The organism is Mesorhizobium sp. LEGMi-168a, assembly GCF_058312955.1.
This window is the reverse complement of sequence record NZ_JBZEGV010000002.1, coordinates 311,291-322,650: the sequence shown is the minus strand read 5'-3', so window position 1 is coordinate 322,650 and position 11,360 is coordinate 311,291. Positions and strand designations below refer to the sequence as shown.

The window sequence follows — 11,360 nt, the reverse complement described above, 5'->3', positions numbered from 1 at the left end:
CACTCCAGCGACGTCCCGCGCCAAAAAACCCCTAGCTCTCCCCCCAACTCCGCGCTAATGCGATAACCGGGTGACGGTTGGGGATTTGCAATCCAGAGTGGCGGCGGACGCTGGCCGGTCCGGAGCCGTTCTGGTAATTGTATCTCTACGCCTGGAGTTCAGTACTACCCAATGACCGCCTACGCAGAAGCCGTATCGGGGATCCGACCGAAGATGCGGCGCGCCATCATCATGGTCCAGGACCTTGTCATGGTCCTGGTCTCGGTAGCGCTTAGCCTCACTTTGTCGCAGTCGCGGCTTTCCTTCGACGCGTTCTCCTCTGGCGGGCTTGCCTGCTGGGTGGTCATCGTGCTCGCCGCCCATGTGCTGTTTCGCTATAGCGGCCTTTACAGCACCGTCTGGCGCTTTGCCTCGACACCCGACTTCTTCAACATCCTGAAGGGCTGCGGCAGTCTGACGGTGGCCCTCTATTTGGCCGCGGTTGCCTTCCGCTCGTTCTATCAGCCGGTCTCCGGCCTCAACGAGCGCCAGTTCATCGTTTTCTTCCTGGTCTCCTTCACCATCATTTCGGCGCCCAGGCTCTACTATCGCTTCCTTCGCGACGGCGCGTCCTGGCGCATCCTGCGCCGCGCCGCCGGCGACGCGCCGATCAAGCAGGCGCTGTTCATCGGCCGGCTGAGCGAGGCCGACGTGATCGTCCGCTTCACCCGCACGGCCGTGCCGGCCGAATACGCCATCGCCGGCATCATGGCGACCGAGGCCGACGCGCCCCTCGGCACCCAGATCCAGGGCGTTCCGGTCGTGGCGCTCAGGCCGCGCCTGGTCGAGGTGCTGGAAGAATATGTCAAAGGCACGGAAAACCTCGACCTCCTGATCTTCGGCAAAGGGATCGAGCGCGACATCGAGGATTATGCCGAGCTGGTGCGCGTCGCCCGCCACAGCGGCATCGCCGTCGTCCAGTTCTCCGGTCTTTCGGAACTGGGGCAGGGCGGCAAGCTGGTTCTCGACGCCGTCGAGATGGAAACCATCATGCGCCGCTCGGCCGTCGCCACCGACGTCGCGCGCATCGGCGCCTTCGTCGGCGGCAAGCGCGTGCTGGTCACCGGCGGCGCTGGCTCCATTGGCCGTATCCTAGTCAAGCGCGCGCTGGAGCTCGGCGCCGAGGCGGTGCTGGTGGCCGACAATTCCGAGTTCGGCATTTTCCAGCTCGATCAGCTGATCGACGAAAAAGACCGCGACCGGCTGACCAGCCGCATCGTCGACGTCACCGACCGGCCGCACATGATGCGCCTCGTCGGCGAGTTCAAACCCGCGATCATCTTTCATGCCGCGGCGCTGAAGCACGTGCCGCTGCTGGAAGAGAACTGGGAAGCGGCGATCGAGACAAATGTCTTCGGCACGCTCGCCTGCGCCGAAGTCGCCGCCGAATGCGGGGTGCCGCAGTTCCTGCTGATTTCCAGCGACAAGGCCGTCGACCCGACTTCGGTGCTCGGCGTCACCAAGCGGGCGGCCGAGCAGATCGTCTCCTCGCTGCATGAAACTCAGGCTGCGCCGCCGCCGTTGCATGCCGGCGGGCTGAACGGCCACCAGGCCGGCGCCCCGGTCTTACGTCATTCCGGCACCAAATTCATCGCCGTGCGCTTCGGCAATGTCTTCGGCTCCAATGGCTCGGTGGCGACCGTCTTCCAGGCGCAGATCGAGGCTGGCGGGCCGGTCACCATCACCGACCGGCGCATGACCCGCTATTTCATGACGGTGGCCGAAGCGGTCGACCTCGTCATCATGTCGGCCGCCGATGCCGAGCAGCGCCAGGGCAGCGACGACCACGCCATCTACATGCTCGACATGGGCAAGCCCGTGCCGATCCTCGAAGTCGCCGAAACCATGATCCGCATGGCCGGCAAGAGCCCCTACACCGACATTGCGATCCGCTTCACCGGCATCAGGCCCGGCGAGAAGCTGCACGAGACGCTGCATGGCGAGAACGAAGAGGTCGTCAAGCTCGATACCGCCAAGATCTTCGGCCTCAGGAGCGATGTCGTGGAATGGGGAAGGATCGAGGCCGCGCTGCCGGCGTTGGTGGCCGCGATGAACGACCAGGACAAGGCAGCCGCGCTTGCCATCCTGGCGGGGCTCTACCGAGCAGAGGAAAGCGCCGGCGGCGCGCCCGAGCAGACGGCGCCGAAAACGGTCGGACAGATCGGGTAGACCTGTGCCGCCCCTGCAAATGGTTATTCCTCCGTCATCGGCTATTGAAGCCTATTCGAATGCCCTGCAGGTTCTGAGGCCGTGACCGGAAAAGATCAGCGCGTGGCCGTTCTCATGGGCACGAAGGACGGCGCGGCATTCATCGGCGAGCAATTGGAATCCTTGCTCGCGCAATCATGGCCTAACGTCGATCTCTGGGTGTCCGACGACGGCTCGACCGACGCCACGACTGCAATCATCGAGGCGTGGCGATCCCGCTGGAACAAAGGTTCCCTTACGTTGGGCGAAGGCCCGCGAGAGGGCTTCGCCGCCAATTTCCGCTCGATGATCATCGATCCGCGCATCGATGCCGATTACTATGCCTTTTGCGACCAGGACGATGTCTGGGAGCCGGACCGGCTGGAGAGCGCCATCCGCTGGATGGAGGGGGAGGATATGGAAACGCCGCTGCTGTTCTGCTCACGCACGGCGACCATCTCGGAGGCTGGTGTCCCGGCCGGCTATTCGCCGCTGTTTCGCCGTCCCCCGTCCTTCCGCAATGCGCTGGTGCAGAGCATCGCCGGCGGCAACACCATGCTTTTCAACCGCGCGGCGCGCGACCTTCTGGCGAAAGCCTCGGCAAGGAGCGAGTTCGTCAGCCACGACTGGTGGGCATATCTCATCGTCACCGCCGCCGGCGGCAAGGTCCGCTACGAGCCGCGGCCGCTGGTCAGGTACCGGCAGCACGCGGCAAATCTCGTCGGCGCCAATGTCTCGTGGAAGGCGAGGTTTTCGAGGCTCGGGCGTCTGTTCCAGGGCCAGTTCGCCACCTGGACGGACAGCAATCTCAGGGGCCTTGCCGTCAACCGCGACCTCGTCGCACGCGATGCAGCACTTTGCCTTCGCCTGTTCATCCGGGCGCGCAAGGGCAGCGCTCTCAGGCGTTTCAGCCTGCTCGGCAAAAGCGGCGTCTACCGGCAGACCCTCATGGGCACGCTCGGGCTCTACCTCGCCTTCCTTTGGCGCCGGATCTGAGCCGTGACGGCAAAGCGGGCTTTCGATCTCATCATCGCAGCCGTGATGCTGGCGGTGACGTCGCCGATCGTGCTCACCGCCATGCTGGCTATCCGGGCGACGTCGCCCGGGCCCGCCATCTTTTCGCAGCCTCGCGTCGGGCGGGAAGGCGCTCTCTTTGCCTGCCACAAGCTACGCACCATGCATCGAGACACGCCGTCTCTGCCCACGCATGAGGCGCCGGCCAGTTCGGTCACCGCGGTCGGCAAGGTGCTGCGCGGGACCAAGATCGACGAGCTGCCGCAGCTCTGGAATGTGCTGAAAGGCGAGATGAGCCTTGTCGGCCCGCGTCCATGCCTGCCGACGCAGGCGGAATTGATCGGACACCGGCAGCGGCTGGGCGTGCTGGCAGCGCCTCCCGGCATCACCGGGCTCGCGCAGATCAAGGGCATCGACATGTCCGATCCAAAGCTCTGCGCCGAGACCGATGCTGCCTACATCAAGGCTGCTTCCATCGGCCTCGACGTCAAAATCCTTATTGGCACATTTTACCGGGCCTGACCGGCCTGTCGCGCCAGGTCGCGAAGCCGGTTGAACGTGTCGGCCTCCGGCGTCCAGCCTTCCGATGCCAGCAGCGACGGATCGCAGATCTGGGTCGCGCTCAAGGCCTGCCAGGCCGCCTGCTTGCCAAGCAACGCCGCCGCCAGGCGGAGCGGTATCGCCGGCACGGGCAAAAGGCGCCGCGGACGACCGAAGCCCTGCCGGAACGCAGCGATGATTTCGGACATGGCAAGAGGAGTGGCGTTGCCCGCGACATAGGCCGGGCGAAGCGGCCCGGGACGGCAAAGAAGGTGCAGCACCGCGCCCGCGGCCGTCTCGGACGCGACCAGCGAACGTACACCAGCCAGAGCGCCGGCCGGCAACGGCAAGGCCGTGTCGGCAAGCCGCATCAGCGACGCCAGATTGCCCCTCATGCCCTCGCCATAGACGGGCGGCAGGTGCAGCGCCGTGGCATCCGCGCGCCCCGTGGACGCATAGGCCTCGAGCATCCCGATCTCGCCTTCCCGCTTGGAGCGGCCGTAGGCGCATTGCGGGGCAGGGGGCGTCGCCTCATTGATCGTGCCGCTGAAGCCGGGACCGGCCACTGCGCGGATCGAGGACAGATAGACAAATCGACCGCTGATGCTCGTGGCCGCAGCCTTGGCCAGCCGGCCGGTCAGCGTTGCGTTGGCAGCCTGGTAGTCGGCCTCGCTGGCGTCCCGGTCATTGTTGAGCGCCGCGCAGTGAACGACATGGGTCACATCGCGCGTCAGTGCCAGGAAGGCCTCGTCCGGCGCGTTGACGTCCGGCAGCAGAACGGCATCGTCTGCGGCCGCCAGCATTTCCGGCCGGCGCGAGGCGACCCGTATGTCGAATCCGGCCCCTTGCAACTGGACGACGACCTTGCGCCCGACGAAGCCTGTCGCGCCGGTGACCAGAACCTTCATGAATGGTGGCTGGTGTTCGGCGCCATTGCGGCGGCGCCCTTGACGATCGGCGACACCGTTCGCCCGCAAGCCAGATAGGTTCCCGAAACCAGGAACACCATCAGCGTCGAATCGAGAAGGTCCTGGCCGACCAGGATGCCGGTCAGCCCGCCGATGAGATAGGTGATGACCGTGACGATGATCATCGTTGCGCCGAACCGTTCCACCGGGTCGGCGCTGAGGCGCAGCGCCCTGGCCGCATTCCGGGCCGCGACGACGAAGATCGCCGCCAGGGCCAACGCCCCCAACAAACCAGCCTGCACCGCCGCGGTCAGAAAGCCGTTGTGATAATGGTTATACCCTGCGTCCATGCCGAACTGGCCGTGAAAGCCCTGTTTCATCAGCGCCCGGCTGGCCGTGATGCCATGGCCGAAAATCGGCATCTCGCGAAATGCGCCGACCCCGATCTCCCACATCGCCACGCGCAGGCCGATCGCCGTCGAGTGATCGCCCTTGGTCGTCAGCGCGTCTAAGTCGCTGAACAGGAAGTCGGCGCGGTCCATGATGACGGGGAAGCCGATTGCGGCGATCACCAGGCAGGCCGCGCCGGCGATCAGCACCAGACGCATCAGATTGGCGCCGGCGAACCGGCGGCGGTTGATCAGTAGGACGGCGATGGCGGCGATCGGCAGTGCAAGCCAGATGATGCGCGATCCGGAAAGAAGGATCGCCACCACCCCAGCAAGTGCCGCGCCGGCGAGCGGCTTCCAGCCCTTCACGATCCCGGAGAGCGCGCCGGCAAGGCATGTCAGGGCGGCAAGGCAGGTGACTGTGGCGAACACGATCGCGTTCCCGGCACCGCCCTCGGCCCGCATGCCGACCCAGCGATATTGAACGACGGCGATCGCCAGCGCGCCGCAACATGCCGCGGCACTTGCAAGCACGGCTATGCGCGCAAGGGTGATCTTCTCAGTGATGCTCCAGGTCGAATAGGAAATCGGGAACAGCAGCAAGGTGATCAGCGGCAGGAAATATTTAAAATCCGCCCCGAGCGCACCGTTGACGATCGAAGCAAGGACCATGGCCACGCAATAGGCACAGATCGCCACCGTCATGGCGAGCATCGGCCCGTCGATGTTGAATCGCCGTCGCCCGAAGGCGAGCAGAAACACCGACCACAGCCCGCCGCCGTTGAAGACGAAGCTCACCGCCGATCCCAGCACGGGCGGCGAGAAGAAGCAGATGATCGAGAAGTAGATGTTGATCTGTGTCGGCGTGAGGTGGCGCCGGAGCGATGTAAACGGGTTCAATGCCTTGCTTCGCTATCTTCCAGGTTGTGCGCGGACCCGCGAAGGCAGCAAACGGCTGCCCTCCACCGCGTTCCATCGCGCCTCGCCCCGTTCCCCGCGCCGGTATAGCGGCTGGCTCCGATCTCCGATAGGGCGGCCAATGGATGTCCAGTCAAAAATCGGCGCATGGTCAAAAGCCGTTCGAAGTCAATCTAGCCAATCGATGCAATAGGTTTGTTCGGCGCCTTTCAATTGCCCAGCTTGCCTGGGAGGATTTTCCGCTTTATCGCGTTCACTTGGAAAATTCATTCCCGAAGCACTGTGCCCGGCGCGTGTCTTGCATTGTTATGGGCAATCGCGATCTGCTAGAACGCCCGCGAGAAGTGTCCAGGGCTTGACGGGCTGTTTTTAGGAACCGCGCCAATCGCCTGCTGCAAGGTTCTGGCTGGCACGAAAGAACGCTCAATAGTCCATGAATATCGCGCTCACCCATCTGCAGCGGCTCGAGGCCGAATCCATCCACATCTTCCGTGAGGTCGCGGCCTCTTTCTCCAAGCCGGTGATGCTCTATTCGGTCGGCAAGGATTCCTCGGTGCTGATGCACCTGGCCATGAAGGCCTTCTATCCCGCCAAGCCGCCATTTCCCTTCCTGCATGTCGACACGACCTGGAAGTTCCGCGAGATGATCGCCTTTCGCGACCAGATGGCGCAGAAGCTCGGCTTCGACCTGCTCGTTCATGTCAACGAGGATGGCGTGCGCGATAACATCAATCCGTTCGATCACGGCTCCAACACCCATACCCATGTGATGAAGACGGTGGCGCTGCGCCAGGCGCTCGACAAGTACGGCTTCGACGCGGCCTTCGGCGGCGCCCGCCGTGACGAGGAGAAGTCGCGCGCCAAGGAGCGTATCTTTTCCTTCCGCAATGCGCAGCATGCCTGGGACCCGAAGAACCAGCGGCCGGAAATGTGGAAGATCTTCAACACCCGCATCGCGCCGGGCGAGTCGATCCGCGTCTTTCCGCTGTCGAACTGGACCGAACTCGACATCTGGCAGTATATCTTGCAGGAGAATATCCCGATTGTGCCGCTCTATTTCGCCAAGGAACGGCCGGTTGTCGAACGCGACGGCATGCTCATCATGAAGGACGATGACCGCATGCAACTGCGCCCCGGCGAGACGGTCGAGAACCGTCTCGTGCGCTTCCGCACGCTAGGCTGCTATCCGCTGACGGGCGCCATAGAATCCGATGCCGACACGCTGGAAGCCATCGTCGGTGAGATGCTGACCGCCCGCACCTCCGAGCGCCAGGGCCGCCTCATCGACCGCGACGAGGCCGGCTCCATGGAAAAGAAGAAGCGCGAGGGGTATTTCTAAGCATGCGCCACATCCTGGCCAAGAGCCTCGCCCCGACCGACTCGATCCGCGACTACATGGCCGCGCAGGAGAAGAAGTCGCTGCTGCGCTTCCTCACCTGTGGCTCGGTCGACGACGGCAAGTCGACGCTGATCGGCCGGCTGCTTTCCGATACCAAGCAGATTTTCGAGGATCAGCTTGCCGCGCTCGAGCGCGATTCGCGCAAGCACGGCACCACCGGCGACGACGTCGACTTCGCGCTCCTGGTCGACGGGCTGGAGGCCGAGCGCGAGCAGGGCATCACCATCGACGTCGCTTACCGCTTCTTCGCCACGCCGAAGCGCAAGTTTATCGTCGCCGATACGCCCGGCCACGAACAGTACACGCGCAACATGGCGACCGGCGCCTCGACCGCCGATCTCGCCATCGTGCTGATCGATGCGCGCCAGGGCGTGCTGCGCCAGACCAGGCGCCATTCGATCATCGCCTCGCTGCTCGGCATCCGCCACATTGTGCTTGCCGTCAACAAGATCGACCTCGTTGGCTTCGATAGGACCGTGTTCGACGGCATCGTGGCGGATTACACCGACTTCTCGAAAGAGCTGGGCTTCGCAAGCATCATGCCGATACCGATGTCGGCGCGTTTTGGCGACAACGTCACCAGCCGGTCGGAGCGCACGCCCTGGTATTCCGGGCCGTCGCTGATCGAGCATCTGGAAACCGTGTCGGTCGACGAGGCGGCCGTCGAACTGCCGTTCCGCTTTCCGGTCCAGTATGTGAACCGTCCGAACCTCGACTTCCGCGGCTTTGCCGGCACTATCGCCTCGGGCACGGTTTCGCAGGGCGACGAGGTCGTGGTTGCCAAGTCGGGCAGGGCTTCCCGCGTCAAGCGCATCGTCGCGCATGGCGGCGATCTTGAGCAGGCGGTTGCCGGCCAGGCCATCACGCTCGTCCTCGAGGACGAGGTCGAGGTGTCGCGCGGCAACATGCTGGTGTCGCCGGCCGCGCGTCCGCTGGTCGCCGATCAGTTCGCCGCCAACATCGTCTGGTTCGACGAGCAGGCGCTGCTGCCCGGCCGCTCCTACATTCTGCGCACCGAAACTGACCAGGTCAGCGCGACCGTCACCGACCTGAAGTACCGGGTCAACGTCAACGATTTCGCGCATGAGGCGGCGAAGTCGCTCGACCTCAACGAAGTCGGCGTCTGCAATCTCTCGACACGGGCGCCGATCGCCTTCGATCCCTTCGCCGAGAACCGCACCACCGGCGCCTTCATCCTGATCGATCGCATCAGCAACGCCACCGTCGGCGCCGGCATGATCCTGCATTCGCTGCGCCGCGCCGAGAACATCCACTGGCAGTCGCTCGATGTCGGCAAGCGCGGTCGCAGCGACCTGAAGAACCAGCGCTCCGCCGTGTTCTGGTTCACCGGTCTGTCCGGCTCGGGCAAGTCGACCATCGCAAATCTCTTCGAGAAGAAGCTGTTTGCGTCCGGCCGCCACACCTACATTCTCGACGGCGACAATGTCCGCCACGGCCTCAACCGCGATCTCGGCTTCACCGATGCCGACCGCGTCGAAAACATCCGCCGCGTTGCCGAAGTGGCCAAGCTGATGGCCGATGCCGGCCTGATCGTCATCGTCTCCTTCATCTCGCCCTTCAGCGCCGAGCGGCGCATGGCGCGCGAGCTGATGGCCGAGGGCGAATTCGTCGAAGTGTTCGTCGACACGCCGTTCGAGGAATGCGCCCGCCGCGACCCGAAGGGCCTTTACGCGCGTGCGCTGAGCGGCGAGATCAAGAATTTCACCGGCGTCGATTCCCCATATGAGGCGCCGGAGAATCCCGAAATCCATCTTGAGACTCTCGGCAGGAGCCCGCAGGAGATGGCGGAAGCCCTGGAACACTGGCTGACTGAGCGAGACATTGCCGAAGAGCAGTATGACAATGGCGGCGGTATCTGACGACGAGGCGATGCTCGGCGTCTTCGAGCGCCTGGCGCTCGATGCCGGGCGCGAGGTCATGCGCGTCTTCCACGAGGGTTGCGCGGTCGACAAGAAGTCCGACTCTTCGCCGGTGACCGAAGCCGACCGCGAAAGCGAGAAGATCATCCTCGCCGGCCTGCGCGCTGTCTATCCGGACATCCCTTGCGTGGCCGAGGAGGAGGTTGCGGCGGGCATCGCCACGCCCGATCTCGAGGGCGCTTTCTTCCTGATCGATCCGCTCGACGGCACCAAGGAATTCGTCAACCGCCGCACCGATTTCACCGTCAACATCGCGCTCGTGCGCCATGGCGCGCCGGAAGTCGGCGTCGTCTTCGCGCCTTGCACCGGGCGTTTTTTCAGTGGACGGCCGGGCAAGGCGGAAGCGATCGAAGTGGATAACGACTATCGCATTGTCGGCCGACGGCCGATTGCCGTGCGGGCAGGGGGCACGCCGCTCGCCGTCGTTGCCAGCCGCTCGCACAACACGCCGGAGACCGACGCCTTTATCCGCGATCTCGGTGCCGCCGAGATCGTCTCCATCGGCTCGTCGCTGAAATTCTGCCTGCTCGCCGCCGCCGAGGCCGACGTCTACCCGCGCTTCGGCCGCACCATGGAATGGGATACGGCGGCAGGCGATGCGGTGCTGCGCGCCGCCGGCGGCATGACGCGCACGCTGGACGGCCAGCCGCTCGTCTACGGCAAGCGCAACCAGGCCACCGACACGGATTTCGCCAACCCGCATTTCATCGCGACAGGCAAGAGCGCAACCGCTGCCTGACAGGTTCAGGCCGCCGCGACGTGGGCCGAGTTCGAGCCGATATAGTTGCGGATCGTCTCGATGATCTTGTCCTGGTCGGCTTCGCTGAGATAAGCGTGCATCGGCAGGCACAGGATCTGTTTCGGCAGCTTTTCCGAAACGGCGAGACCGGTCGGCGTGCGCGGAAAGTCGCGATAGGCGACCTGCTCGTGCAGCGGCTTCACATAATAGATGACCGACGGGATGCCCTTTTCGCCGAGATGGGCTTTCAGCCCGTCGCGCTTCGGCGTCTCGATCGCGTACTGCGCCCAGGCCGAGCGGCCGTGGCCCAGGTTGCGTGATGCCTTGACGATGTCGCCGAGGCCCTTTGCGTAGCGATCTGCGACCGCCTGGCGGGCCACCATCTCCTCTTCGAGGATGGCGAGCTTTTCGATCAGGATCGCCGCCTGCAGCGTATCGAGGCGCGAATTGATGCCGACGCGGACGTTGTCGTACTGCGTCTCGCCCTTGCCGTGGAAGGCAAAGGATCTGAGCTTGTCGGCCAGCGCACCGTCATTGGTGAACATCGCGCCGCCGTCGCCATAGCAGCCGAGGGGCTTCGCAGGATAGAAGCTGGTCGAGCCGACATGACCGAAGGCGCCGCACATCGTGCGGTCGGCCGAGCCGCCCATCGACTGGGCAGCGTCCTCGATCACCAGCAGGTTCTCGCGCTTGGCGATCGCCATGATCGCCTCGTAGTCGGCGGCAAGCCCGAACAGGTCGACCGGGATGATCGCCTTCGGCGTCAAGCGGCCTTCCTTCTTGATCATCTCGATCGCCGCCTCGAGGCTGGCGATGTCGATGTTGTAGGTGTCGGGATCGACGTCGACGAAGACCGGCTCGGCCTTGGCGAGCGCCACCACTTCGGCCGTCGCGGCGAACGTGAAGCTCGGCACGAACACGGCGTCGCCCGGACCGATGCCGGCGGCAAACAGCGGCAGAAGCAGCGCGTCGGTGCCGTTGGCGCAGGCCACCACATGCTTGACGCCGACGTAAGCCGCGAGCTTGTTCTCGAATTCGGTGACCTGGGGCCCGAGGATGTAACGGCCGTCTTCGACCACCTTATCGATCGCGGCCTTCAACCGGTCGCGGATTCGTTCGCGCTGCGCGCCAAGATCGATGAACTGCATGTCGGCCTCAAATGCTGCCAGTAAACCGGCCCGCTGGTACCAGACTTGGCACGGCTGAAAAAGCCGGCCACGGCCGAGGCGAATTGCGCAAGTGTCGCAGCCTGTTACCGTCTTTTGCCGGCGTAGTGCCCGAGGAAGC

The 11,360-nt window shown here is 64.5% G+C and carries 9 protein-coding genes; 6 read left to right on the top strand and 3 right to left on the bottom strand.

Annotation, left to right across the window (positions count from 1 at the left end):
* Positions 1 to 171: 171 nt before the first annotated feature.
* From AC4FWB_RS04830 to AC4FWB_RS04820, 3 genes are all read left to right on the top strand, one after another.
* Complete coding sequence (locus tag AC4FWB_RS04830) at positions 172 to 2,208, top strand: UDP-N-acetylglucosamine 4,6-dehydratase (RefSeq protein WP_491024648.1); 2,037 nt, start codon at positions 172 to 174, stop codon at positions 2,206 to 2,208.
* Positions 2,209 to 2,310: 102 nt separating this feature from the next.
* Complete coding sequence (locus AC4FWB_RS04825; RefSeq protein ID WP_491024646.1) at positions 2,311 to 3,222, top strand: glycosyltransferase family 2 protein; 912 nt, start codon at positions 2,311 to 2,313, stop codon at positions 3,220 to 3,222.
* 45 nt (positions 3,223 to 3,267) lie between these two features.
* Positions 3,268 to 3,762: a sugar transferase gene (locus AC4FWB_RS04820; RefSeq protein ID WP_491024851.1), complete on the top strand. Its 495-nt coding sequence runs from the start codon at positions 3,268 to 3,270 to the stop codon at positions 3,760 to 3,762.
* Here AC4FWB_RS04820 and AC4FWB_RS04815 read toward each other — a convergent pair.
* Together AC4FWB_RS04815 and AC4FWB_RS04810 are read right to left on the bottom strand one after the other, a co-directional pair.
* Positions 3,750 to 4,688: an NAD-dependent epimerase/dehydratase family protein gene (locus AC4FWB_RS04815; protein ID WP_491024644.1), complete on the bottom strand. Its 939-nt coding sequence runs from the start codon at positions 4,686 to 4,688 to the stop codon at positions 3,750 to 3,752. The genes AC4FWB_RS04820 and AC4FWB_RS04815 overlap by 13 nt on opposite strands.
* Entirely contained in the window at positions 4,685 to 5,977 is a 1,293-nt protein-coding gene (locus tag AC4FWB_RS04810; protein ID WP_491024642.1) for an O-antigen ligase family protein, read from the bottom strand. The genes AC4FWB_RS04815 and AC4FWB_RS04810 overlap by 4 nt, the downstream gene beginning before the upstream one ends.
* Before the next feature lie 451 nt (positions 5,978 to 6,428).
* Here AC4FWB_RS04810 and cysD point away from each other — a divergent pair, with 451 nt between their 5' ends.
* The 3 genes from cysD to cysQ are packed head-to-tail and all read left to right on the top strand — an operon-like array spanning position 6,429 to position 10,073.
* Positions 6,429 to 7,334, top strand: coding sequence for a sulfate adenylyltransferase subunit CysD (gene cysD, locus AC4FWB_RS04805; RefSeq protein WP_126101397.1), 906 nt, complete (start codon positions 6,429 to 6,431; stop codon positions 7,332 to 7,334).
* Positions 7,335 to 7,336: 2 nt separating this feature from the next.
* Positions 7,337 to 9,274, top strand: coding sequence for a sulfate adenylyltransferase subunit CysN (gene cysN / locus AC4FWB_RS04800; RefSeq protein ID WP_491024640.1), 1,938 nt, complete (start codon positions 7,337 to 7,339; stop codon positions 9,272 to 9,274).
* Positions 9,275 to 9,284: 10 nt separating this feature from the next.
* Positions 9,285 to 10,073, top strand: a complete 789-nt coding sequence (cysQ, locus tag AC4FWB_RS04795) for a 3'(2'),5'-bisphosphate nucleotidase CysQ (RefSeq protein ID WP_491024850.1) — start codon at positions 9,285 to 9,287, stop codon at positions 10,071 to 10,073.
* Positions 10,074 to 10,078: 5 nt separating this feature from the next.
* Here the strand turns inward: cysQ and AC4FWB_RS04790 are convergent, their stop codons facing one another.
* Positions 10,079 to 11,221 (bottom strand): DegT/DnrJ/EryC1/StrS family aminotransferase, encoded by a 1,143-nt coding sequence (locus tag AC4FWB_RS04790; RefSeq protein ID WP_491024638.1) that lies wholly within the window; start codon positions 11,219 to 11,221, stop codon positions 10,079 to 10,081.
* Positions 11,222 to 11,360 lie beyond the last annotated feature (139 nt).